This is a genomic window from Serratia sp. 2880STDY5682894 (genome assembly GCF_001537385.1).
Classification (GTDB): Bacteria; Pseudomonadota; Gammaproteobacteria; order Enterobacterales; family Enterobacteriaceae; genus Serratia; species Serratia nevei.
The window spans coordinates 80,770-104,832 of record NZ_FCJA01000011.1; the positions used below are offsets into that span (position 1 = coordinate 80,770).

The 24,063-nt window shown below is 62.1% G+C and carries 26 protein-coding genes and 1 riboswitch; of the genes, 18 read left to right on the forward strand and 8 right to left on the reverse strand.

The window, feature by feature from the left end; all coding sequences use genetic code 11:
- Positions 1-4 precede the first annotated feature (4 nt).
- From AWX27_RS21225 to gutQ, 13 genes are all read left to right on the forward strand, one after another.
- The gene (locus tag AWX27_RS21225; RefSeq protein ID WP_187181566.1) at positions 5-1,021 is read left to right on the forward strand and encodes a Zn-dependent oxidoreductase; all 1,017 of its coding nucleotides are present in this window, start codon (positions 5-7) and stop codon (positions 1,019-1,021) included.
- Between the two features lie 90 nt (positions 1,022-1,111).
- Positions 1,112-2,401: an MFS transporter gene (locus AWX27_RS21230; protein ID WP_060424884.1), complete on the forward strand. Its 1,290-nt coding sequence runs from the start codon at positions 1,112-1,114 to the stop codon at positions 2,399-2,401.
- Positions 2,402-2,453: 52 nt separating this feature from the next.
- Entirely contained in the window at positions 2,454-3,959 is a 1,506-nt protein-coding gene (locus AWX27_RS21235; protein ID WP_060424886.1) for a mannitol dehydrogenase family protein, read from the forward strand.
- Positions 3,940-5,271 (forward strand): MFS transporter, encoded by a 1,332-nt coding sequence (locus AWX27_RS21240; protein ID WP_060424888.1) that lies wholly within the window; start codon positions 3,940-3,942, stop codon positions 5,269-5,271. Before AWX27_RS21235 ends, AWX27_RS21240 begins: the two co-directional genes overlap by 20 nt.
- A gap of 98 nt (positions 5,272-5,369) precedes the next feature.
- The gene (locus AWX27_RS21245) at positions 5,370-6,056 is read left to right on the forward strand and encodes a GntR family transcriptional regulator (RefSeq protein ID WP_025303872.1); all 687 of its coding nucleotides are present in this window, start codon (positions 5,370-5,372) and stop codon (positions 6,054-6,056) included.
- 206 nt (positions 6,057-6,262) lie between these two features.
- Positions 6,263-7,312: a class I fructose-bisphosphate aldolase gene (gene fbaB / locus AWX27_RS21250; protein WP_060424890.1), complete on the forward strand. Its 1,050-nt coding sequence runs from the start codon at positions 6,263-6,265 to the stop codon at positions 7,310-7,312.
- Between the two features lie 235 nt (positions 7,313-7,547).
- Positions 7,548-8,096 carry a PTS glucitol/sorbitol transporter subunit IIC gene (locus tag AWX27_RS21255; RefSeq protein WP_004941528.1) on the forward strand — a complete coding sequence of 183 codons (549 nt, stop codon included), beginning with the start codon at positions 7,548-7,550 and terminating at the stop codon, positions 8,094-8,096.
- A gap of 15 nt (positions 8,097-8,111) precedes the next feature.
- Positions 8,112-9,092: a PTS glucitol/sorbitol transporter subunit IIB gene (locus tag AWX27_RS21260; RefSeq protein ID WP_060424892.1), complete on the forward strand. Its 981-nt coding sequence runs from the start codon at positions 8,112-8,114 to the stop codon at positions 9,090-9,092.
- A gap of 22 nt (positions 9,093-9,114) precedes the next feature.
- Positions 9,115-9,477, forward strand: coding sequence for a PTS glucitol/sorbitol transporter subunit IIA (gene srlB, locus AWX27_RS21265; protein ID WP_004941520.1), 363 nt, complete (start codon positions 9,115-9,117; stop codon positions 9,475-9,477).
- Between the two features lie 10 nt (positions 9,478-9,487).
- Positions 9,488-10,267: a sorbitol-6-phosphate dehydrogenase gene (gene srlD / locus AWX27_RS21270; RefSeq protein ID WP_060424894.1), complete on the forward strand. Its 780-nt coding sequence runs from the start codon at positions 9,488-9,490 to the stop codon at positions 10,265-10,267.
- A 46-nt stretch (positions 10,268-10,313) separates the two neighbouring features.
- Entirely contained in the window at positions 10,314-10,670 is a 357-nt protein-coding gene (gutM, locus tag AWX27_RS21275) for a transcriptional regulator GutM (RefSeq protein WP_060424896.1), read from the forward strand.
- Between the two features lie 83 nt (positions 10,671-10,753).
- A complete protein-coding gene (locus AWX27_RS21280) occupies positions 10,754-11,527 on the forward strand; it encodes a glucitol operon DNA-binding transcriptional repressor SrlR (RefSeq protein WP_033635559.1) in 774 nt (257 codons plus the stop codon).
- Positions 11,520-12,491, forward strand: a complete 972-nt coding sequence (gene gutQ / locus AWX27_RS21285; protein ID WP_049270680.1) for an arabinose-5-phosphate isomerase GutQ — start codon at positions 11,520-11,522, stop codon at positions 12,489-12,491. Before AWX27_RS21280 ends, gutQ begins: the two co-directional genes overlap by 8 nt.
- 39 nt (positions 12,492-12,530) lie before the next feature.
- On the opposite strand, the gene AWX27_RS21290 is transcribed toward gutQ, so the two are convergent.
- From AWX27_RS21290 to thiM, 3 genes are all read right to left on the reverse strand, one after another.
- The gene (locus AWX27_RS21290) at positions 12,531-12,989 is read right to left on the reverse strand and encodes an inhibitor of vertebrate lysozyme family protein (protein ID WP_060424898.1); all 459 of its coding nucleotides are present in this window, start codon (positions 12,987-12,989) and stop codon (positions 12,531-12,533) included.
- 84 nt (positions 12,990-13,073) lie between these two features.
- On the reverse strand, positions 13,074-13,874 hold the full coding sequence (gene thiD / locus AWX27_RS21295; RefSeq protein ID WP_033648851.1) for a bifunctional hydroxymethylpyrimidine kinase/phosphomethylpyrimidine kinase: 801 nt from the start codon (positions 13,872-13,874) through the stop codon (positions 13,074-13,076).
- Positions 13,874-14,665 (reverse strand): hydroxyethylthiazole kinase, encoded by a 792-nt coding sequence (gene thiM, locus AWX27_RS21300; protein ID WP_060424900.1) that lies wholly within the window; start codon positions 14,663-14,665, stop codon positions 13,874-13,876. The genes thiD and thiM overlap by 1 nt, the downstream gene beginning before the upstream one ends.
- Positions 14,666-14,700: 35 nt before the next feature.
- Positions 14,701-14,797: riboswitch (TPP riboswitch) on the reverse strand.
- 142 nt (positions 14,798-14,939) lie between these two features.
- Between thiM and AWX27_RS21305 the strand changes: the two genes are divergently transcribed.
- Together AWX27_RS21305 and AWX27_RS21310 are read left to right on the forward strand one after the other, a co-directional pair.
- Positions 14,940-15,365: a GNAT family N-acetyltransferase gene (locus AWX27_RS21305; protein WP_060424902.1), complete on the forward strand. Its 426-nt coding sequence runs from the start codon at positions 14,940-14,942 to the stop codon at positions 15,363-15,365.
- Between the two features lie 101 nt (positions 15,366-15,466).
- Entirely contained in the window at positions 15,467-16,147 is a 681-nt protein-coding gene (locus tag AWX27_RS21310; RefSeq protein ID WP_060424904.1) for a methyltransferase, read from the forward strand.
- Here AWX27_RS21310 and AWX27_RS21315 read toward each other — a convergent pair.
- The gene (locus AWX27_RS21315) at positions 16,124-17,353 is read right to left on the reverse strand and encodes an MFS transporter (RefSeq protein WP_060424905.1); all 1,230 of its coding nucleotides are present in this window, start codon (positions 17,351-17,353) and stop codon (positions 16,124-16,126) included. The two genes, AWX27_RS21310 and AWX27_RS21315, sit on opposite strands and share 24 nt — an antisense overlap.
- A gap of 95 nt (positions 17,354-17,448) precedes the next feature.
- Here AWX27_RS21315 and AWX27_RS21320 point away from each other — a divergent pair, with 95 nt between their 5' ends.
- Both AWX27_RS21320 and AWX27_RS25185 read left to right on the forward strand, forming a co-directional pair.
- A complete protein-coding gene (locus AWX27_RS21320) occupies positions 17,449-17,898 on the forward strand; it encodes a winged helix-turn-helix transcriptional regulator (RefSeq protein WP_033648951.1) in 450 nt (149 codons plus the stop codon).
- Between the two features lie 9 nt (positions 17,899-17,907).
- Positions 17,908-18,177 carry a hypothetical protein gene (locus tag AWX27_RS25185; RefSeq protein ID WP_154618201.1) on the forward strand — a complete coding sequence of 90 codons (270 nt, stop codon included), beginning with the start codon at positions 17,908-17,910 and terminating at the stop codon, positions 18,175-18,177.
- Between the two features lie 33 nt (positions 18,178-18,210).
- Here AWX27_RS25185 and AWX27_RS21325 read toward each other — a convergent pair whose 3' ends face one another.
- A complete protein-coding gene (locus AWX27_RS21325) occupies positions 18,211-18,591 on the reverse strand; it encodes a putative T6SS immunity periplasmic lipoprotein (RefSeq protein WP_033648952.1) in 381 nt (126 codons plus the stop codon).
- A 7-nt stretch (positions 18,592-18,598) separates the two neighbouring features.
- Positions 18,599-19,132, reverse strand: coding sequence for a hypothetical protein (locus AWX27_RS24770; protein ID WP_060432245.1), 534 nt, complete (start codon positions 19,130-19,132; stop codon positions 18,599-18,601).
- Between the two features lie 273 nt (positions 19,133-19,405).
- Between AWX27_RS24770 and rluF the strand changes: the two genes are divergently transcribed.
- Entirely contained in the window at positions 19,406-20,275 is an 870-nt protein-coding gene (rluF, locus tag AWX27_RS21330) for a 23S rRNA pseudouridine(2604) synthase RluF (RefSeq protein WP_021504493.1), read from the forward strand.
- A gap of 144 nt (positions 20,276-20,419) precedes the next feature.
- Here rluF and AWX27_RS21335 read toward each other — a convergent pair whose 3' ends face one another.
- Both AWX27_RS21335 and AWX27_RS21340 read right to left on the reverse strand, forming a co-directional pair.
- Complete coding sequence (locus tag AWX27_RS21335) at positions 20,420-23,497, reverse strand: autotransporter outer membrane beta-barrel domain-containing protein (RefSeq protein ID WP_060424907.1); 3,078 nt, start codon at positions 23,495-23,497, stop codon at positions 20,420-20,422.
- A 195-nt stretch (positions 23,498-23,692) separates the two neighbouring features.
- Complete coding sequence (locus tag AWX27_RS21340; protein ID WP_025303891.1) at positions 23,693-24,007, reverse strand: putative periplasmic lipoprotein; 315 nt, start codon at positions 24,005-24,007, stop codon at positions 23,693-23,695.
- Positions 24,008-24,063 lie beyond the last annotated feature (56 nt).

The window sequence follows — 24,063 nt, forward strand, 5'->3', positions numbered from 1 at the left end:
CACCATGCGCAGCGTCGTGATCGAACAGCCCGGGCGCCTGGCGCTGCAGACGCGCGCGCTGCCGCAGCCGGCGGCCGGCGAGGTGCGGGTCAAGGTGAAATTCGCCGGCATCTGCGGCTCCGACGTCCATATCTATCACGGCCATAACCCGTTCGCCCGCTATCCGCGGGTGATCGGCCACGAGTTCTTCGGCCTGATCGATGCGCTGGGCGAAGGCGTCGATCCGGCGCGCCTCGGCGAACGCGTCTCGGTAGATCCGGTGGTGAGCTGCGGCCACTGCTATCCCTGTTCGGTCGGCCGGCCCAACGTCTGCACCTCGCTGCAGGTGATCGGCGTGCACCGCGACGGCGGCTTCAGCGACTACGCCTGCGTACCGGCGCGCAACGCCTATCCGGTTCCGCCCGCCATCAGCGATCGCCACGCCGCGATGATCGAACCCTTCAGCATCGCCGCCAACATCACCGCCCACCTGCAACCGCGTCCTGACGACATCGCGCTGATCTACGGCGCCGGGCCGATGGGGCTCACGGTGATCCAGACGCTGAAAGGCGTGTACGGCGTCAAGCAGGTGTGGGTCGTCGATCGCATCGCCGAGCGGCTGGACATGGCGCGCGCCAACGGCGCCGACGAGACGTTCAACAACGCCGAGGCCGCATTGCCGCAGGCGCTGCAGCAGCGCGGCATTCAGCCGACGCTGATCGTCGATGCCGCCTGCCACCCCGCCATTTTGCCGGAGGCGATCGCGCTGGCCTCGCCGGCGGCGCGCATCGGCATCATGGGCTTTTCCGGCGACGCCTGCACCCTGACCCAGCAGAGCATCACCAGCAAGGAGCTGTCGATCTTCTCCTCGCGCCTGAACAGCGCACGCTTCCCGCAGGTGATCGCCTGGATGGCGGACGGCAAGCTAGACCCGCAGCGGCTGCTCACCCACTGCGTGCCCGCCGGCGACGTCGAACGGGCGATGCTGATGTTCGAGCGGGATCAGCGCACCTGCTGCAAGGTGCTGCTGCAGTTCGAGTAACGCCAAGGCCGCATCGGGGCATTGGGCGGCCCCGCCGCCCGTGCAAACAACGAAGCATCACGATTAAAACGACACCCAGTGGAGTGCTTTATGTTTAAAAACCTGCGTTGGACCATCGTGTTCCTGCTGTTCATGGTCTACATGATCAACTACCTCGATCGCGTGGCGCTGTCGATCACCGTGCCGATGATCGAACAGGATCTGATGCTGAACGCCGAACAGTTCGGCCTGATCTTCGGCAGCTTCTTCTTCGGCTACGCCATCTTCAACTTCGTCGGCGGGCTGGCGGTCGACCGTTTCGGCCCGACGCTGGTCCTGGGCGTGGCGGTCGGTCTGTGGTCCCTCTTCTGCGGCATGACGGCAATCGCCACCGGTTTTTACTCGATGCTGATCCTGCGCGTCCTGTTCGGCATGGCCGAAGGGCCGATCTGCGCCTCGGCCAACAAGATGATCAACGGCTGGTTCCCGAAGAAGCAGGCGGCGACCGCCATGGGCCTGCTCAGCGCCGGTTCGCCGTTAGGCGGCGCCGTGGCCGGGCCGATCGTCGGCTATCTGGCGCTGGCGTTCGGCTGGCGGCCGGCGTTTATGATCATCTGCGCCATCGGCATCGTCTGGATGCTGGTGTGGTTCTTCGTGGTGGCGGATAACCCGGCGAAAAGCCAGCGCGTCAGCGCCGAAGAACGGGCGCTGATCGCGCGGTTGAAACAGGAAAACCTCGGCGAGGAAAGCGCGCTGAGCGACGCCGCGCACGGGCTGGGTTACTACCTGAAGCAGCCGATCATTCTGGTCACCGCCTTCGCCTTCTTCTGCTACAACTACATTCTGTTCTTCTTCCTGAGCTGGTTCCCCTCGTATCTGGTGCAGGCGCACAACCTGAACATCAAGGAGATGAGTCTGACCACGATGATCCCGTGGATCGTCGGCTTTGTCGGGCTGGCGCTCGGCGGCTATATTTCCGACAAAATCTTCAACATCACCGGCAAATTGCTGCTGTCGCGCAAAATCGTGCTGGTCACCAGCCTGCTGGCGGCGGCGGTGTGCGTGGCGTTGGCAGGCACCGTCAGCAGCGTGGTGCCGGCGGTGATGCTGATGTCGGTATCGATCTTCTTCCTTTACATCACCGGCGCCCTCTACTGGGCGATCATCCAGGACGTGGTGCATAAATCCCGGGTCGGCGGCGCCAGCGGGTTCATTCATTTGATCGGCAGCGTCTCCGGCATCATCGGGCCGATCGTCACCGGCTACATCGTGCAGAACACCGGCAAATTCGACAGCGCCTTTATGCTGGCGGGCGGCGTCGCCGCGCTGGGCGCACTGCTGGTGCTGCTGGTGATCAAGGCGCCGCGCGCAACGGCAGGCGTGCAAATCTTAAAACCATAACGCCAGGCGGGGCGGCTTCGCCCCTTTGCTTACCTCTCCAGGGACATTGAACATGAGACTTTCCGACCACAGCGCGCTGCCGGCCGCCATTATTCGGCCCGGCTACGCACGTGAGCGCGTGAAACCGCGCATGGTGCATATCGGCTTCGGCGCGTTTCACCGCGCGCACCAGGCGATGTACGCCGACAGGCTGGCCAGCGAGCACGGCAGCGACTGGGGCTACTGCGAAATCAGCATGCAGCACGGCCGGCAAAAGATCGCCGACCTACGGCAACAGGATCTGCTGTTCTCGGTGGCGGAGATGGACGACGACGGCTGGCGGGGCCGGGTCATCGGCGTGGTGCGCCAGGCGCTGCACCTGCAAACCGACGGGCTGACGGCGGTGCTGGCGGCCCTGACGCAGCCTGAGATCGCCATCGTCTCGCTGACCATCAGCGAAAAGGGCTATTGCCACCACCCTGCCAGCGGCCGGCTGATGGCGGAACACCCGGCGATCGCGCATGATATCGCCCACCCGGCACAGCCGCAGTCAGCGCCGGGGCTGCTGCTGGCGGCGCTGCGCCTGCGCCGTGAACGCGGGCTGCCGCCGTTCGCCGTGATGTCCTGCGACAATATGCCGGCCAACGGCCGGGTCACGCGCCAGGTGCTGCTCGACCTGGCGCAGCGGCAGGATCCGGCGCTGGCCGACTGGGTGCGTCAAGAGGTCGCCTTCCCTTCCACCATGGTGGATCGCATCGTGCCGGCGATGACGCAGGAAGCCCGCGGGCAGCTCCATGCTTGGTTGGGCGGCGTCGAGGATAAGGTCGGCGTGGCCTGCGAGCCGTTCAGCCAGTGGGTCATTGAGGACCGCTTTCCCCAGGGGCGACCGGCTTGGGAAAAGGTCGGCGCCGAACTGGTGAGCGACGTGCTGCCGTTTGAGGAGATGAAGCTGCGCATGCTGAACGGTAGCCATTCGTTCCTCGCCTATCTCGGCTATCTGGCCGGTTATCAGCACGTCGGTGACTGCATGCAGGACGCGGATTTTGTCCGCGCCGCCCGTCACCTGATGCTGGCGGAACAGGCACCAACTCTGCAGGTGCCGAACGTCGATTTGGCGCAGTATGCCGACTCGCTGCTGCGGCGTTTCCGCAACCGCGCGCTGAAGCACCGCACCGCGCAGATCGCCATGGACGGCACGCAAAAGCTGCCGCAGCGGCTGTTGGACGCGATCCGCTGGCATCTGGCGCGCGGCAGCCGCTTCGACTGCCTGGCGCTGGGCGTCGCCGGCTGGATGCGCTACGTCGGCGGCCGCGATGAGCAAGGCGCGCCGATCGCCATCAGCGATCCGCTGCGCGACCCTATCGCCGCGTTGGTCGCCGGCAGCGAGGAAGGCCGGCCCCGCGTCCTGGCGCTGCTGCAGCTCGACAGCGTCTTCGGCCAGGATCTGCCCGACTCGCCTGACTTCGTCCGCGCCGTCAGCCACGCTTATCATCAACTGCTGAGCCTGGGGGCCAAAGCCGCCGTCGCCGCTCTGCCGCTTACCGACCGGGAGGTTTCCGATGACCGTCACCACGCATAACGCCGTCAATACCGGCAATCAACCGCTGCTGCGGCGCGTCGCCAGCGCTTCGGCCATCGGCACCGCCGCCGAATACTATGATTTCTTCGCTTACGGCACCGCCGCGGTGCTGTTCTTCGGCCAGCTGTTTTTCCCCAGCGCCGATCCGCTGATCAGCACGCTGGCGGCCTTCGCCACCTACGCGGTCGGTTTCCTGGCGCGCCCGCTGGGCGGCATCGTGTTCGGCCACATCGGCGACAAGGTCGGCCGCAAGAAGGCGCTGGTGATCACCATCCTGATCGTCGGCCTCGGCACCTTCTGCATCGGCCTGCTGCCCACCTATGAGCAGATCGGCATCTGGGCGCCGCTCGCGCTGATCTTTATCCGCGTGCTGCAGGGCTTCGGCGTCGGCGGCGAACAGGCCGGCGCGGTGCTGATGACCGCCGAATACGCGCCGCCGCCGCGGCGCGGCTTCTACGCCAGCTGGGTACAGATCGGCGCGCCCGCCGGTTTCCTGCTGCCATCGGGGCTGTTTGCGCTGCTGACCGCCGTGCTGTCGCCGGCGCAGATGCTGGACTGGGGCTGGCGCATTCCGTTCCTGCTCAGCCTGCTGCTGGTGATCGTCGGGCTGTTTATTCGCCTGAAGATCGACGAGTCGCCGGTGTTTACCCAGATCCGCGCCACCAAGGCGGTGGAGAGCCGGCCGGTGGTGGAAGTGGCCCGCCGCTACCCCGGCCTTATCGGCAAAGGGGTGTGCGCCAAGCTGATTGAAGCCTGCGCCTTCGCCATGTTCACGGTGATCGTGCTGGCCTACGGCAAGGCCAACCACCTCAACGAGACCATTCTGCTGGAGGCGATGATCGTGGCGGTGCTGCTGGAGATTTTCGCCATTCCGCTGATGGGCCGCCTCTCCGATCGGGTTGGGCGAAAACCGGTGTACATCGCCGGCGCGCTGCTGCAGGTGGTGTGCATCGTGCCGTTCTTTATGGCGATCAACCTCGATAGTTTCTGGGTGACGCAGATCGCCATGATCGTGGTGCTGACCTTCGGCCACAGCATGTGCTACGCGCCACAGGCCTCCTACTTCCCGGAGCTGTTCCCCACCCGCGTGCGCTGCAGCGGCATCGCGCTGATCTGGCAGATAGGATCGCTGATCGGCAGCGGCATTCTGGGGCTGCTGGCGGTGAAGATCCTGCAGGTGACCGGCGGCCACTACTACGGGCTGGCGGGGTACATGATGGTGCTGGGCGTGGTGTCGGCCATCGGCCTGAGCCTGATGCCGGAAACCGCGCCGGGGCGGCGCAAGCAGGAATATCAGGATTGGCATCACTGAGTTACCCTACCCGGCGGGTGGATTTATCCCCCCGCCCTCAACCAATAATCTGCTAGTATGGTGGCATTCGAATTCCAGCCAGATGCCTGATTGTCGCCATGTCTGAAACGTACAGTCTCACCAACAACGTCCCGGTCAACCAGCAGATCTATCGCTTCCTGCGCAAGGATATCGTCGACTGCACCATCCCCCCCGGCACCCTGTTGTCCGAGAAAGAGATTTCCACCCGCTTTTGCGTTTCGCGCCAGCCGGTGCGCGAAGCCTTCATCAAGCTGGCGGAGGCCGGCCTGGTGCAGATCCTGCCGCAGCGCGGCACTTTCGTGATGAAAATCTCCGCCAAGCGCGTGGCCGACGGGCGCTTTATTCGTCAGGCGGTGGAATGCGCCATCGTGCGCCGTGCGGCGGAGCGCGCCACCCCGGCGCAGCTGATGACGCTGGAGCATAACCTGCACCGTCAGGCGCTGGCGGCACAGAACGGGCAGACGCGCGAGTTTCTGGCGCTGGACGATGAATTCCACCAGCTGCTGACCCAGTTCGCCGACTGCCCGCTGGCGTGGGAGACCATCGAAACCATCAAGGCCACCATGGATCGGGTGCGTTTCCTCAGCCTGAGCGAAGTCTCGCCGCCGGAGAGCCTGATCAAGCAGCACTACCGCATCTACGAGGCGCTGAAAGCGCGCGATGCCGAGGCGGCGGAGCGCGCCATCCACGATCACCTGCAGGAGATGATCTACTCCATCACCCCGATCGCCCTGCAGAACACCGAGTGGTTCGAGATCGAATAATCAATCGCTTAACGCGCCGGGGGCGATCGTCCCCGCGTATTTGGCCTCGCCAATGGCATTTCCTCTCAATCGCATCTATTGTTTGTCCTTGCCGGATCAAGTTCGGTAGTATCGCTTTACAGCTTCAATCACCGCTTTTTTACTTCGCCGGTGGTCAAAAACCCTTGCATTGCCGGTGTATGAAGAAGCTTAATCGGGAGTGAATCATGACTGATATTGTGCAGTTGCTAGGAAAGGAAGCGGAAGATCTGCTGCAACACCGCTGTACCACTATCCCCGCCGAGAATCTCTACCTGCCGGGCGCCGACTTCGTCGACCGCGTAATGATCGATAACAACCGTCCCAACAGCGTGCTGCGTTCGATGCAAAACCTGTTCAACCACGGCCGCCTGGCCGGCACCGGCTACCTGTCGATCCTGCCGGTCGATCAGGGCATCGAGCACTCCGCCGCCGCCTCGTTCGCCGCCAACCCGCTGTATTTCGATCCGAAGAACATCGTCGAGCTGGCGATTGAAGCCGGCTGTAACTGCGTCGCCTCCACTTACGGCGTGCTGGCGTCGGTATCGCGCCGCTACGCGCATAAAATTCCGTTCCTGGTCAAACTCAACCACAACGAAACGCTGAGCTACCCGACCCAGTACGACCAGACCCTGTACGCCAGCGTCGAGCAGGCGTTCAACATGGGCGCGGTGGCGGTCGGTGCCACCATTTACTTCGGCTCCGAGCAGTCGCGCCGCCAGATCGAAGAGATCTCGATCGCCTTCGAGCGCGCGCATGAGCTGGGCATGGTCACCGTGTTGTGGGCCTATCTGCGCAACCCGGCGTTCAACAAGGATGGCGTGGACTACCACTCCAGCGCCGATCTGACCGGCCAGGCCAACCACATCGCCGCCACCATCGGCGCCGACATCGTCAAACAGAAAATGGCGGAAAACAACGGCGGCTACCGCGCGGTGAAATTCGGCTATACCGACGATCGCGTCTACACCAAGCTGACCACCGATCATCCGATCGATCTGGTGCGCTACCAGCTGGCCAACTGCTACATGGGCCGCGCCGGGCTGATCAACTCCGGCGGCGCCGCCGGTGAGAACGACCTGCAGGAGTCGGTGCGCACCGCGGTGATCAACAAACGCGCCGGCGGCATGGGCCTGATCCTGGGGCGCAAGGCGTTCAAGAAATCGATGAAAGACGGCGTGGCGCTGATCAACGCTGTGCAAGACGCCTACCTGGACAAGAAGGTCACCATCGCCTGATGTGACGGACCACCTGTCCTCAAGCCCGGCTAGCCGGGCTTTTTTGTGCCCGCTTTCTCCCCCTCATGCCACAGACCTTCTCTTTCTTTCACTTTAAACTTTCGAAATAAAATATTTATCTTTCAAACTGTGATCTATTTAAAACAAATAGCCCAACAAAGTGACTACTGTAAGGCCCATGGCCACAGAGCCGCCGTTCGCTCCAGGCCATATCAGTCCATTACAGGAGAACATAATGATTGAGCTAATCACCCACGGCGCCGAGTGGTTTATCGGCCTGTTTCAGAAAGGCGGTGAAGTGTTTGTCGGCATGGTGACCGGCATTTTACCTTTGTTGATCAGCCTGTTGGTTATCATGAACGCGCTGATCAAATTTGTTGGCCAGGAACGTATCGAACGATTGGCGCAGCGCTGCGCGGGCAACCCCGTCTCGCGTTATCTGCTGCTGCCGCTGATCGGCACCTTTGTCTTCTGCAACCCGATGACCCTCAGCCTGGGGCGCTTCATGCCGGAGAAATACAAGCCGAGCTACTACGCGGCGGCCTCCTACAGCTGCCACTCGATGAACGGCCTGTTCCCACACATCAACCCCGGCGAGCTGTTCGTTTACCTCGGCATCGCCAGCGGCCTGACCACCCTCGGCCTGCCGCTCGGCCCGCTGGCGGTGAGCTATTTCCTGGTGGGGCTGTTCACCAACTTCTTCCGCGGCTGGGTCACCGATCTGACCACCAGCCTGTTCGAACGCAAGATGGGCATCCGTCTGGATCGCCAGGTGCAACTTTAATTCGTGGAGTGCAGCATGAGTGCTTATATCCGTATTGAAAAAGGCGCCAGCGGCTGGGGTGGCCCCCTGGAGCTGCCGATAGAGCCCGGCAAGAAAGTGGTGTACATCACCGCCGGCACCCGGCCTTCGATCGTCGATCGCCTCAGCGAATTGACCGGCTGGCCGGCCGTCGACGGTTTCAAAGAGGGCGAGCCGCCGGCGGAAGAGATCGGCGTGGCGGTGATCGACTGCGGTGGCACCCTGCGCTGCGGCCTGTACCCGAAACGCCGCATTCCGACGGTCAACATCCACGCCACCGGCCAGTCCGGCCCGCTGGCGCAGTTTATCCTCGAAGACATCTATGTCTCCGGCGTGCGCGACCACAACATCAGCCGAATCGAAGCGGCAGATAGCCAACCCGCCGCCGCCGTTGCAGCGTCGCCCAAGGCGCGCGACTACGACACCAGCAAGAAGATCACCGAGCAAAGCGACGGGCTGCTGGCGAAGGTCGGCATGGGCATGGGATCGGTGGTGGCGGTGTTCTTCCAGGCCGGGCGCGACACCATCGACACCGTGCTGAAGACCATCCTGCCGTTTATGGCGTTCGTCTCGGCCTTGATCGGCATCATCATGGCCTCCGGCTTCGGGGACTTTATCGCTCACGGCCTGACGCCGCTCGCCAACAGCCCGATCGGCCTGGTGACGCTGGCGCTGATCTGCTCATTCCCGCTGCTGTCGCCGTTCCTCGGCCCCGGCGCGGTCATCGCCCAGGTGATCGGCGTGCTGGTCGGGGTGCAGATCGGCCTCGGCCATATTCCGCCGCAGCTGGCGCTGCCCGCGCTGTTCGCCATCAACGCGCAGGCCGCCTGCGACTTCATTCCGGTCGGCCTGTCGCTGGCGGAAGCCAAGCAGGATACCGTGCGGGTCGGCGTGCCCTCGGTGCTGGTCGGCCGCTTCCTGACCGGCGCGCCGACGGTGTTGATCGCCTGGGCCGCCTCGGCCTTCATTTATCAATAAGCTGATTTCCAGGGAGACGTTTATGCACACCATTTTTCACACCACCATCACGCAGATCGGTGGCTGCGCCCGCGACGCGTTGCTGGACAACATGCTGATCACCTTCCGTGAAGGCGCGCCGGCGGATATCGAAGAGTTCTGCTTCATCCACCGCCACGGTGCGACCGCCGGTGAGCTGCAGGTCGGCGGCGTGATGGAGCTGGCGCAGCAGCGCTACGCCATCACCGCCGTTGGCAGCGTTGCCACGCAGAACCTGCGCGAACTGGGCCACATCACCGTGCGCTTCGACGGTGAAGCCGAAGCCGAATTCCCCGGCTCGATCCACGTATCCGGCCCGACGCCGACCGATATCCCGTTGGGCAGCACGCTGTCATTTATCGCATAAGGAGTAGACCATGTCTGAAGTAGCTGTAGTGATTGGCGGCGGCCAAACGTTAGGCGCCTTTTTGTCCCACGGGCTGGCGCAGGCCGGTTATCGGGTGGCGGTGGCCGATCTGAACGCCGACAACGCCAATCTGGTGGCACAGCAGATCAACGAAGCGTTTGGCGCAGGCAGCGCCTGCGGTTTTCAGGCCGACGCCACCGACGAGCAGAGCGTAATCGCGCTGGCGGCGGCGGTTGACCGGGCGTTCGGCCAGGCCAACCTGCTGGTGTACAGCGCCGGCATCGCCAAGGCGGCGCCGATCACCGATTTCCCGCTGGGCGACTTCGATCGCTCGCTGCAGGTGAACCTGGTGGGTTATTTCCTCTGCGCCCGCGAGTTCTCGCGCCTGATGATCCGCGACGGCATCGCCGGGCGCATCATTCAGATCAACTCCAAGTCCGGCAAGGTCGGCAGCAAGCACAACTCCGGCTACAGCGCCGCCAAGTTCGGCGGCGTGGGGCTGACGCAGTCGCTGGCGCTCGATCTGGCGGAATACGGCATTACCGTGCATTCGCTGATGCTCGGCAACCTGCTGAAGTCGCCGATGTTCCAGTCGCTGCTGCCGCAGTACGCGCAAAAACTGGGCATCGCGCCGGACCAGGTGGAGCAGTACTACATCGACAAAGTGCCGCTGAAGCGCGGCTGCGACTACCAGGACGTGCTGAACACCCTGCTGTTCTACGCCAGCGATAAGGCCTCTTACTGCACCGGCCAATCGATCAACATCACCGGCGGCCAGGTGATGTTCTGACGCCATCGACGCCCCCTTCCGCGCAAGGGGGCCTAAGGAGAACTCCATGACTCAAGCTCTGATCGCCTTCGCGCTGCTGGCCTGGCTGCTGCAAATCGCCTTCGGCTGGTGGCAACTGCAGCGCTTCAACCGCGCCTTCGACGGCCTGTGCCGGCTGGGCGCCGTCGGCGTCGGCCGTTCCGGCGGCCGCTTCCGCCCGCGAGTGGTGCTGGCGCTGGCCTTCGACGCCGATCGGCGGGTGTGCAGCAGTCTGTTGCTGCGCGGCCTGACCGTTTTCGCCCGGCCCCGCCCGCTGCCTCGATTGCACGGTTTGCATCAGCGGGATTTGCGCCCGGATGTGATCTTCCCCGAGGATCGCGCATGCCAGTCTGCACTATCGTTAGCGATTAAACCCAAATCGTGATATTTTCACATTAAAAGACATTACCTTTCATAGTGAATTATTCAGCGAGGGGAAATGCCCAACTCTTGTGAACGGGAATCGCGATGAAACCAAAGCAGCGGCAGGCCGCTATCCTTGAATATCTGCAGCGGCATGGCAAAACGGCAGTGGATGCCCTGGCCGAGCATTTCTCCACCACCGGCACCACCATCCGCAAGGATCTCACCCTGCTGGAAGAAGAAGGCGAGGTGATCCGCACCTACGGCGGCGTGGTGCTCAGCCGCGACGACGGCGATCAGCCGATCGACCGCAAAACCCATATCAATACCGAGAAAAAACGCCACATTGCCAGCGCCGCCGTGGCGCTGATCGCCGACGGCGACTCGCTGATCTTCGATGCCGGCAGCACGGTGCTGCAGATGGTGCCGCACCTGGCGCAGTTCAATAACATCACGGTGATGACCAACAGCCTGACCATCGTCAACGCGCTGGTGGAGCTGGACAACGATCAGACCATCCTGATGCCCGGCGGCACCTACCGCAAAAAATCGGCCTCGTTCCACGGCAGCCTGGCCGAATCGGCGTTTCAGCAGTTCAGCTTCGACAAGCTGTTTATCGGCGCGGACGGCGTCGATCTCAACGCCGGCGTCACCACCTTCAACGAAGTGCACAACGTCAGCAAAGCGATGTGCGAAGCCGCCGGCCGCATTATTCTGTTGGTAGACTCCTCGAAATTCGGCCGCAAGAGCCCGAACGTGGTGTGCGAACTCAGCGCCGTCGACACGCTGATCACCGACCGAGACATCAACCCCGATTACCTCGCCGCCCTGCAGGCGAAAGGCATCAATATCCTTCTGGTAGGAGACCCCGATGAGTAACGCCAACGCCCTGCTCGCCTTCGCCCGCGAAACGCTGGAGATCGAGCTGACCGAAGCGCAACGCCTGCTGGCGCGCCTGGACGACAACTTCGTCTGCGCCTGCGAACTGCTGCTGAACTGCCGTGGCAAAGCGGTGATTTCCGGCATCGGCAAATCCGGCCACATCGGCAAGAAAATCGCCGCCTCGCTGGCCAGCACCGGCACGCCGTCGTTCTTCGTGCATCCGGCGGAAGCGCTGCACGGCGATCTCGGCATGATCGGCGCCGACGACGTGGTGGTGTTTATCTCCTACTCCGGCCGCGCCAAAGAGCTGGATCTGATCCTGCCGCTGCTGGCGGAGAACGGCATTCCGGTGATCGCCATCACCGGCGGCAAAGAGTCGCCGCTGGCGCAGGCCGCGGCCTGCGTGCTGGATATCGGCGTCGAGCGCGAAGCCTGCCCGATGGGGCTGGCGCCGACCTCCAGCGCGGTCAACACGCTGATGATGGGCGATGCTCTGGCGATGGCGCTGATGCGCCAGCGCGGTTTCAACGCAGAAGATTTCGCCCGCTCGCACCCGGGCGGCAGCCTGGGGGCTCGCCTGTTGAACCGCGTGCATCACCTGATGCGCACCGGCGATCGCCTGCCGCGCGTGAGCGAAAGCGCCAACGTGATGGAAGCGATGCTGGAGCTGAGCCGCACCGGGCTCGGGTTAGTGGCGGTCTGCGACGCGCAGCAGCGGGTGGTGGGCGTGTTTACCGACGGCGACCTGCGCCGCTGGCTGGTGAAGGGCAACAGCCTGCAGGATCCGCTCAGCCCGGCGATCACCCGCCCCGGCTATCGGCTGCCGGAGCAGTGGCGCGCCGGCGAGGCGCTGGAAGCGCTGCACGAACAGCACATCAGCGCGGCCCCGGTGGTCGATATGGACGGCGTGCTGGTGGGGGCGCTCAACCTGCACGATCTGCATCAGGCCGGCATCGGCTGATCAACGCCGGGGGCGCCATCACCGGCGCCCCCAGTCTGATTATTTCCAATCAGGATTGTTCTCGAACTGCTGCTTCAGCAGCGCCTTCATGTCGTCATTCGGCTTGCCGAGCCACTGGTACTTGGCATACTTCTTCGGATGATCGACGGCTTCCGGCCGATCTTCCACTGCCACCCGCACGCCCCAGGCCTGGGATTTGTCCGCGCTGAACGCCACGATCAAAAAGTTGTTGCCGCAGTCGTGCGGCTTGCACAGGTTGCCGACCAGATACTCTTTGCCCTTCCAGCTCAGATTCTGCGCCGGCGTAGAGGTGCCGACGCCCTTGCGCGCCCAGCCCGGCATCCGCGCCTGGCCTTTCACCATGTTTTGCCAGCTGGCCTGATACCCCGGCTGCTGAATCAAATCCGACGTGGTGACGATCTGCTGGGCAAAGCTGCCCGCGCTGAAGCTGAGCAGTGCGCCGAAGAGGGCGCAACGCAGCGCCTGGTATCCCGTCATAGTCCTTCTCCCTAGGTTAAATCAGGTTTCGCCCATAAAACCGGGCCTGAACTAGTCAGACCACGGTTGCGGCAAAAAGTTGACTCACCACCAGGCGTGGAAATGATGCACCGGCCCGATGCCGTGCCCCACCTCCAGCGTGTCCGCCTGTTGCAGCGCTTGTTGCAGGTAGTCCTTGGCGGCGGCCACCGTCGCCGCCCAGTCGGCATGGCGCGGGCGCAGCGCCGCCAGCGCGGCCGAGAGCGTGCAACCGGTGCCGTGGGTGTGGCGGGTGGCGACGCGCGGCGCGGTAAAGCGCTGCTCGCCTTCTGCGGTAAACAGCCAGTCCGGGCTCTCACTTTCGCTCAGATGGCCGCCCTTCATCAGCACTGCCCGGCAGCCCATCGCCAACAGCGCCCGCCCCTGCTCGCGCATCTGCGCTTCATCTTCCGCCGGCGCGCACGCCAGCAGCGCCGCCGCTTCCGGCAGGTTCGGCGTAATGATCGACACCAGCGGCAACAGCTCGCGCCGAATAGACGCCACCGCCTCCGGCGCCAGCAACGGATCGCCGCTTTTCGCCAGCATCACGGTGTCCAGCACCACGAACTCCGGCCGGTAATGGCGCAGCCGTTCGGCCACCGCCTGCACGATGTCGGCGTTGGCCAGCATGCCGATCTTGACGCTGTCGATGCGCACGTCGCTGAACACCGAGTCCAGCTGCGCGGCGACGAACGCCGGATCGATGTAATACACCGACTGCACGCCGCGGGTATTCTGCGCCACCAGCGCGGTGATCACCGAGGTGCCGTAGGCGCCAAGCGCCGAGAAAGCCTTCAAATCGGCCTGAATGCCGGCGCCGCCGCTGGGATCGGTGCCGGCGATGGTCAGGGCGTTAATACGTTTCATCACAGATCCTCCCCGCGCAGCTGATACAGGGCATCGAGGAACGCCGGCGTAAAGCTGCCCGGCCCGCCGGCCTGTCTGGCCGCGAGACCGCCGCAGTGGGACATCACCCGGCAGGCGGTCGCCGCGTTGTCCAGGCGATCGCCCGGCAGGGCGCAAAACGCCGCCACGACCGCCGACAGCGCGCAGCCGGTGCCCACCACCCGCGTCATCAGCGGGGAACCGCCTTCGATCGCCCAATCGCGTTGGCCGTCGGTGACGTAATCCACCGCACCGGTGACCGCCACCACCGCGCCGCTGCGCTGCGCCAGCTCACGCGCGGCGGGCAAGGCCGCCAGCGAATCGTCGCCGCTGTCAACCCCGCGGCCGCTGGCCAGCAACCCGCTGAGCGCCATGATTTCCGAGGCGTTGCCGCGTATCGCCGCCGGTTTCTCGTCCAGCAGCTGTTTAGCAAAGGCGGTGCGGTAGGAGAGCGCGCCGACCGCCACCGGATCCAGCGTCCAGGGCTTGCCGGCCCGATTGGCGGCGGCCACCGCCGCCCGCATCGATTCGGCGCGCAGCGCATTGAGGGTACCGACGTTGATCAGCAGGCCATCGGCCAGCGCGCTGAACTGCGCCGCCTCTTGCGGCTCCACCACCATCGCCGGGGAGGCGCCGAGCGCCAATAGCACGTTGGCGGTCAGCGATTGCACCACTTCGTTGGTCAGGCAGTGGATCAGCGGAGGCCGCTGTTGGAATTGGGTCAGACAGGCCGCGGCGCGCGCGCCGGGTAGTGCATCAGGTCGAGCGATCATATTCCTCCCAACCGGCGTTCAAGAAGGCGGCGCCGGCTGGGCGGCCGTGACTTCCCTACGCTGGCATTATCCAGATCAGGTAATACGGGTATTTCTCAGCCTTCACGTAGAAGGGCACCCCGAGTCATGAAAATCAATAGGTTGTGATCAACGTTGCGTTAATCCCTGCAGGGGATCATGCCAGCGGCGGCGCGGACAAACAAGCGAATAAATTGGCTCGGCAGGCATACGCCGCGCAATGCGCTATAGTGAGCACAAACCACCGGGAGATGCCATGCAGATAAGACCCTACCAAGAGACCGATCGCCCCTTCCTGCGCACGCTGTACCTGGCGTCGCGCAAGGCGGCGTTCGGCTGGCGCGATACCTCAAACTATCAGTTGGAAGATTTCGACGGCGCGACGCTGGGCGAAGCGATTTGGGTGGCGGAAGACGGCGGCGTGCTGCTGGGATTCGTCTCCGTCTACCGCGAAGACAACTTCATTCATAACCTGTATGTCGATCCCCATCAGCCGCCGCGCGGCGTCGGCAGTGCGCTGCTGCAGGCGGCGGAAGCTACCTTCACCGCCACCGGCTCGCTGAAATGCCTGGTGAAGAATGAAAAGGCGCTGGCGTTCTACCGCAAACACGGCTGGCGCATCATCTCTACCGGCAACGACGGCGAAGAAGATTATTACCTGATGCATTCGCCGGCCCGCTAACGCCGCCTTTCCCGTCACAGAACTCATTAATGATAATGGATTTCATTATCATTTAAGCATACCCTTCCTTGTCTCTCTCAATGAACTTGGCAAGGAAGGTTATGCAACACCAAACGGATACACGCTTCCCCGATGCCGCAGCGGCGGACTACGATCGCCGTATTCTGACCCTGGTGCCCGGCTATCAGTTTGCCCAGGCGCTGCTGACGGCGACGCTCGCACAGACGCTGCCGAATGACGCCACGCTGTTGCTGGCCGGCTGCGGCACCGGCAGTGAACTGGAGGCGCTGGCCGCCGCCAACGCCAGCTGGCGTTTCAGCGCCGTGGAACCCTCCGCCGGCATGCTGGCGGCCGCGCGCGCCAAGGCCGAAGCCGCGGGTTACGCACAACGGGTGAGCTTCCAGCCCACCTTGCTGCAACAAGCGCCGCAAACCCGCCACGACGCGGCGGTGTGCTCATTGGTGCTGCACTTTATCGCCGACGATGGCGCCAAACTGGATTTCCTGCAGCAGTTGGCGCAGCGCCTCTCCCCCGCAGCACCGCTGCTGCTGTTCGACTATCAGCCGGAGGGTCTGCCCGTCAGCCACTACCAACATTGGCTGCAAAGCGCCGGGCACTCGGCGGCGCAGGCGCAGGAGGTGATCGAACGCACCCGCCGCAACTGGCACCCGATGGCGGCGGCGCGCAGCCGTCTCCTCCTGGCGGAAAGCGACTTCACCGCGCCTCAGCAATTGTGCGGTGCGCTGGGCTTCCAGCTTTCACTGCTCCACCGCCGTCGATGAGGGCGGCATCCCGCGCAGCGTCAGCCGCCAAAACAGCAGCGCGCTCAGGCTCACGCCTGCCCCCAGCCAGCAGACGCCGCTCCAGCCCGCCCAGGCGTACATATGGGTGCCGGCAAAGGCACCCAGCCCGCTGCCGACGGCGTAAAACAGCATGTAGCAGCCCACCAGCCGGCTGTGCGACTGCGGGTGCGCGCTGAAGATCATGCTCTGGTTCAGCACGTGGATCGCCTGGCCCGCCAGATCCAGCAATACGATGCCCGCCACCAGCCAAACCAGGCCGCTGCCGAGCAAACCGAGTGGCAGCCAGGCCAGCGTCAACAGCAGCAGACACACGCCGCTGGCCGCCTGCCCCAGCCCGCGATCCGCCAGATGCCCGGCGCGCACCGCCGCCAGTGCGCCCACCGCGCCGACCAGGCCGAACGCCCCCACCGCGGCATGGGTGAAGTTGAACGGCGCCTGGCTCAGCGGCAACACCAGCGAACTCCAAAAGAGGCTGAAAGCGCCGAACATCAGCAGCGCCAACATGCCGCGAATTTGCAGCGTGCGGTCATGCAGCAACAGGCTCAGCATCGAACGCAGCAGCTCGGGATAGCTCAGCGTACTGGGAGCGGTGCGCGGCGCAGGCAGCAGGCGCGACAAGATCGGCAGCAATACCAGCGTCACTCCGGCAGAGAAGAAATACACCGTGCGCCAGCCGCCGACGTCCGCCAGCGCGCCGGACAGGGTGCGCGCCAGCAGCAATCCCAGCACCACTCCGCCCTGCGCCGCACCAACCACCCGCCCGCGCTCCTGCGGCGCCGCCAGGGCTGCGGCGTAAGCGATCAGCCCCTGCGTCATGGCGGTGCCCAATAAGCCTACCAGCAACATCCCTACCAGCAGCCAGGGCGAGCTGTGCGCCCAGCCCACCAATAGCAGCGCGCCGATCAGCCCCAGCTGTTGCCCCGCCAGCAACCGATGCCGATTCAACCGATCCCCCAGCGGCACCACCAACAGCAGCGCCAGCGCGCAGCCCAACTGAGTCACGCTGATCACCATGCCGACCGCCGCCAGGCTGATGGAAAAATCATGGGCGATAGCGTCCAACAGCGGCTGCGCATAGTAAACGTTGGCCACGCTGAAGGCGCTGGCGGCGGCCAACAGCAGCACTAGGGGGGCCGACAGGCGCCCCAGCATCGCACAGGGGGGATCCAGCAGTTTGTCGCTCATTGCACACCTCAGTCTGGTTTCATTATTAAACCCAATGAACTTTAAGCGTGGAGGTTTTATAATGCAACCAGAATATGCAGCTGGAGATAACCGTCGTGAAACGTAAAAGTCTGGAAGACGCGCCGTGCCCGGTGGCGCGCACGCTGGATGTGATTGGCGACTGGTGGTCGCTGCTGATCGTGCGCGACGCCTTCGACGGCGTCACCCGCTTCAGCGAATTTCAAAAAGGGCTGGGGATGGCGAAGAATATCCTTGCCACCCGCCTGCGCGCTCTGGTGACGCACGGCGTGCTGGAGATCGTGCCCGCCGCAGATGGCAGCGCCTATCAGGAATATGTACTGACCGAGAAAGGCCGCGCGCTGTTTCCGGTGATCGTCGGCCTGCGCCAGTGGGGGGAAGATCATCTGTTCGCCGAGGGAGAAGCGCACTCAACGCTGGTGGAAAGCGACAGCGGCCGCCCCGTCCCGCGCCTGACGCCGATCGGCAGCGCCGGGCAGACGCTCACCCCGCTGAATACCCGGGTGGTGAAGGTGGAGGAACGGTGATGAGAGTTAGTGGCGGTGCCCGCAGCTCACCCGCTGAAAAACCTGGCGGATAAAGAGCCATTCCAGACACCCGGCCAGCAGATAAACCGCGCCAAAAATGAGTGCACCAAACCATTCCGTATCGTTAAAATGGAAAAACTCGCTGGCGTCAATCAGCCAAGCGGTTTGAGCCTGGGTACAGGAAAAAGCTTTATTGTCAGCACAGCCAGCCCAACAACAGCCAATGTGTTAGCGAGCAACAGGGCAAGTTTTTTCATAGCCTTTCATTCTACAACCTAACGCAGTCCAACAAACTAAACCTAAGAACATGTGTTAATGGTTAACCCTCAGGTTGCCCCGTTCGTCGGAGACAACCATGAATGCGGCGGTAATCAAATGCGAACCTTCGGGTGTCTGTATATCGTAGGCGACGGAATAACGCTTCCCTGGCCGAAAAGCATAGTCGAATACCGGCATGCACCTCCCCGGCTCAACGAAGAAAACGTCATTATCGATAGCTTTAATGAGCTTATCGCCTGATTCGCTATAAATCTGAACGAAGCGAATATTATCCCCCGCCTTCATAGAAGAAAGAATGCAGACATGGTTATCTTTGGCAGTGACGACGGCGGGGAAGCGTGGAGTCAGCTTATCGCCAGGCCCCGGACAGCCGACCAGGAGGCAGGCCGTGAATAGAACCAAATATTTTTTCATGCTCCCCTCATCCCTTAATAATTTTTCGATAAAGTGCATAAATGTCACGCAAACTATCGGTTCCCCTGTACTTGCCCACTCGTCCAGGACGTTGATAATAACGCCACGTTTCAATACCATAAACCAACAGCAGCCAGTAATCAGCAAAAATCGAAGCTTGTTGCTCCAGTGAGTAATCAGTAATTTTATTCTTATCAAGGCGATAGTTGTACTCAGCCGCCCAACTAAACAACCCACGCATTCTTACCCATTGTCCATGCTGATGCTGCCATACATGCCCCAACTCATGGATGAAAAGATGTTTTTCTTCTATCAGAACCGTGTTATCAGAAAAATCGTCTTTATAGAGTTCCCTCCGTAACCATAACTCGCCATTAGGTGCCATGGCATAACTTCTGTTTTGTAAGCCAAACGGGAAATAGCTATCACAGTGTATCCATACACGACCATATATAATTGAGCTTCCATATATATGGCGAGCCAATTTAATTTCCCCCATGGTCATACGTCGTAACGTCCCTTCCTCGGCTAATGCGTTCATTTATCCCTCCTTGAATTTATCAATATCCTAATGCTTTTCTAAAATGAATCTATACATGACCGCTTAAATAGTTTAATTTGGCACAATCCATTTATAACTTGAATAATTTGCAGAAAAATCCTCATCGAATTTCTATAATTAATTAAACGAAAAAAACATATTGCAAATACCTTTGTAGTAGCCGCGGTCAGGATACCCTTATCCAGCCCCCCTGCATGATTCGCTTCGCAGTGTCATCCGGGTAATGTATAGTCCGCGTTTTACGGAGATCCCATGCTGACCAACTCATCCATTCGTCTGAACAAATACATTAGCGAGAGCGGTATCTGCTCACGCCGCGATGCCGATCGATACATCGAACAGGGCAACGTTTTCATCAACGGTAAGCGCGCCACCGTTGGCGCTCAGGTATTTGCCGGGGATGTCGTGAAGGTTAACGGTCAGCTGATCGAACCGCGCAATGAAGAAGATCTGGTGCTGATCGCGCTGAACAAGCCGGTCGGCATCGTCACCACCACCGAAGACGGCGAGCGCGACAACATCGCTGACTTCGTCAACCACAGCAAACGCATCTTCCCGATCGGCCGTTTGGACAAGGATTCACAGGGGCTGATCTTTCTGACCAACCACGGTGACCTGGTCAACAAGATCCTGCGCGCCGGCAACAATCACGAGAAAGAGTATCTGGTGACGGTCAACAAGCCGGTGACCGACGAGTTTATTCGCGGCATGGGCGCCGGCGTGCCGATGCTGGGCACGGTGACCAAAAAGTGCAAGGTTAAGAAAGAGGCGCCGTTCGTGTTCCGCATCACGCTGGTGCAGGGGCTGAATCGCCAGATCCGCCGCATGTGCGAACACTTCGGCTACGAGGTCACCAAGCTGGAACGCACGCGCATCATGAACGTCAGCCTGAAAGGCTTGCCGCTGGGCGAATGGCGCGATCTGACCGATGACGAGCTGATCGAGCTGTTCAAACTGATTGAAGGCTCCTCGTCCGAGGCCAAGCCGGCGAAGAAGGCCCCGGCCAAATCCGCCGCGGCGAAAAAACCGAGTGCCGGGGGCCCCAAAAGCGCCGACAAAGCCGCTGCGCCGGCCGGCCGTAAGCGCTTTACCCAGCCAGGGCGCAAGAAAAAAGGGCGTTAAGCCCCGCTCGCTCTTCTCGCCAAGCCCGCCGTTGCGCGGGCTTTTTCATCATAAAAGTCAGCCACAGGCCGCCACTGAGCCCTCACCATAAAAAAGGCCCGCATCAAGCGGGCCTGCAAGTACCAGAGAAGTCTAGAGGAAAAATCAGAACGACCAGCGCAGGTTGGCGTTGACCGAATTAACGCGGGTATCGGCGCCGAATTGCCCCTGATAGCCGACATCCAGCGTCGCGGCGTGCGACAGTTTCACGCTCACGCCGATATCGCCCACCATCACGTTGTCATCCACGGCCTGGCCCTGAGTGACGAACGCGTCACTGCCGGCAAACGCCATGCGCGATGAGGTGTTCTTATCGCCGTAGGCATGCTGCCAACCGAGCGAGCCATAGAGGCTGACGTTCTTCGGCAGCTCGGTCACGCCGCGCACCCCGAGCGTGGAGTAGAAGGTGTTCATCGTTTCATTGCGCACGCTCAGCGCCGCCGCGCCACCCGACTCCTGGAAGCTGTCGGTATGCAGGCGGATATAGCTCAAGTTAATGAACGGTTCGACGTTCATCTCCGGCTGGCCGAAACGGTAACCCGCTTCGGTGAACGCCAGCAATGAGTTGGCATCGTAGTCCGACTTCAGCCGATCCGAGAAGCCGCTGAAATCGACGTTGCGCTTGCCTTCGATCTTGTGCCAGGTGTAACCCAGCGCGCCGCGCAGCGAGAACGCATCCTGCTGCCCCGCCGCATACAGGCCGAGGTGGTAGTTGTCGGTATCGGCCTTGGAACGGCGGCTGTCGACGTCGTAGTCGCCGCGGCTGTAACCGAAGTAGCCGCCGATGCGCACGTTATGGTCCGCCAGCTTGCGATCCGCCCCCAACAGGAAGCCGGTGGTGTTGCCATCCAGCTTGCCCACGTTGCCATTGCCGCTGTTTCTGCCCCAGGAACTGAAGGTCTGCCCCCAGACGCCGCTGTTTTGCACCTGCGCCGGTTGCACCAGCGACATCGCCAACGGCGGTATCGGCAGGCTGTCGTTGTCGAATAGGCGCAGCATGCGCTGGTTCAGCACGTTGAACAGCTGGGTGCTGCCGGCGATCAGGTTAGACTGCATCGACGGATAGACTTCGCCGGACAGCTGATTGAACGCCTCGCGCGCTTCCGGCGCACTCAGCAGCAGCAGCGAGTTGTACAGCGCCAGCGAAGGGCCGCTCTGCACCAACGTCGAGAGCGCACCGGCGGTATTCCACTGGTTGCCGCTCTCGGCCACCGTTTGGAAAATGCCCGGCTTGCCGCTGCCTGGGTTCTCGCCCCCCGGATTTTCACCGCCTGGGTTTTCCCCACCCGGATTCTCGCCCCCCGGATTTTCACCACCTGGGTTTTCACCGCCCGGATTCTCGCCCCCTGGATTCTCACCGCCTGGATTCTCACCGCCTGGGTTTTCCCCACCCGGATTCTCGCCCCCTGGATTTTCACCGCCCGTGTCTTTCTGCGCGATGGTCAGATCCACGGCGTTGGCGCTTTGGTTCAACGCCACATCGAGGAAGGCAGACTTGGAGACCGCCGCCGCGAATTGGCCGTCAATGCCGCCGTCCGAGGTCAAAATGCGGTAGCTTTGGCCGGTTTTATAGCTGGTTTGCGGATCCAGCGCCGTGACCTGCACCTTGGCCCGATCGCTGATGGTGGTTTTGCCCGCCACCAGCAGTTGGTCACTGCGGCCGTCACCGGCGATATCGACGTCATAGAAGGATTCGCCGATAAAGTTCAGGTAGCGTTTCAGCGTCAGCGTGCCGATATTGCCGTCGCCGGGCGAGATGTGACCACCGGACTGGATCTCGGTCTGGCCCAGCGTGCCGTTGCCGCCCAGCGTGCCGCCGGCCTTGATCGACGCGGCGCTGCTGTAGCCCTGCCCGTTATTGACGTCGGAACCCGCCGTCGCGTTGAGGATCAGCGTGCCGCCGTTTTCGGCGCTGAGGGTTTGGATCTCGAAAATGTCGTCTTCTTTCTGGGTATTGATATCGCTGGCGATGATGAGTTTGCCGCCGCGCGCGGTGACGTTGGCCTGCAGCCCAGTGAGATCGCCGTTCAGCGTCGTGTGCCCAGCGGTGTTGATCACCTCGCCTTCGCCGCTCATCTTGTTGCTGAAGACGTAATTGCCGTCGGTATGGTTAAAGTACACATAGCTGCGGAACAATCCACCCCGCAGGGCGATCGCCGTCTGGGCATCGATAGCGCCAGCGGCGCCCGCCGCGCCGAGCGTCGGTTCGGTCAACCCGGTGCCGGTATCCATATTGCCGCGGCTACCGATAATCAGCGCGCCGCGGTTCGAGCCGGAACCGGTCTTGCCCAGCACCACTTCGTTGCCGCCGGCGGAGAATGTCCCGCCGTCCATGACCGCCAACACGCCATTGCCATAATCGCCGACGTTGACGCTGCTGCCGCTGGTAAACCGTGAGCCGTTCCCGGCGATCACCAGCTCGGCGGTTTTACGCGCGCCCGAGACGCCCGCCACCTGAATATTACCGACGTTGACCGCAGCGCCGTTCAGCACGTCCAGATCGCCGTTGAGCGTGAGCGCACGGCCGACGTTCCACTGGGAATTGGCCCCCGTGACCGTGGCCTTCGGGCTCAGCGTATCGGTCTCGCCCGGCCCGCTGCCATTACCGATGCGCGCGTCAAAGGCGGTATTCAACACCGCGCCGTCTTCAATCGCCAGCGTGGATCGCGCCCCTAAGTCGGTGCCGACGCTGAGAAAATTGCTGGTGACGCGGGAACCGGCGCCGGTGGCGATCAGGTGGCTGTCGTAGCCACGCGTGGTGCCGACCACGATCTCTTTCGCGCTGGCCAGCGCGCCGTCTTCAACCCGCAGGGTGCCCCGCCCCAGATTCAGGCCGCCGCGCAGCACGAACTGATCGTTCACCGCGTTCAGCTCAGCGTTCGGCCCGCGAACCGTGACCAGGCTGTCATGAATTTGGCCGTTGAACATCCGGCCGATATTGATGTTATAGGCGCTGATCTTGCCATTCTCGATCAGCAGGTTGCCGCTTTGATTGCGGCCGACGTAAACGTCTCCGGTGTAGGCCAATGATTCGGTAATTTTTGAGTCGCCGTCAAAAATAGCATCGTCTGCGCGAGCGATATCGGCGGGCGCCAGCATCAACAGCGGCGCGGAAAATAGAGCGAGGTAAAGTTTGGAAAGCGGTGTTTTAACCGCTAAAGGGTACGATGTCTTGTCATTCACGGGCTATCTCCGTACTCGTTGGCGTGATGGCGCGAAATTTATTGTTATGGGTAAACTCACTGCGCTAGAGGAAGTGTGAGGTGTTATTTCGCGCACGCCGGTTTAGTGATCGTCGAAGCAAAAGCTTATTGCCCCCCGGCGCTGACGCTCCGACGATGGAAAACCAGGAAGCGGAAATACCGCCCCCAAAGCGAATTATTTATGCGTGACCACCGGCGTACAGGTCGGCGCGCTCAGCGACGGCGACGAACCTAAAATTCCCGGCATCATCAGCGACGAGCAATCGAAAATACGGCCCTTTTCCGTGGTGGCGCGATATGAAAGTTTTTGGCCGCCCAGCGCATCCGGCTGCGCGCCATTGACGTTGGTCACGGTAATTTCGTCCGATGAGCCCAGGCCCAGCATTTTGGCGGTTTCCGCCTGCAGCAGTGGAATGGCCTGATCGGTTTTCAGGGTGGAACAACCGGCTATCATCATCGTCACGGTTAAAGCGATAAGTGGTTTCTTCATAAATTATCCTTTATAACCAATCAGTTAAAATTATCAATTGGCTTTATGTTTTCTCT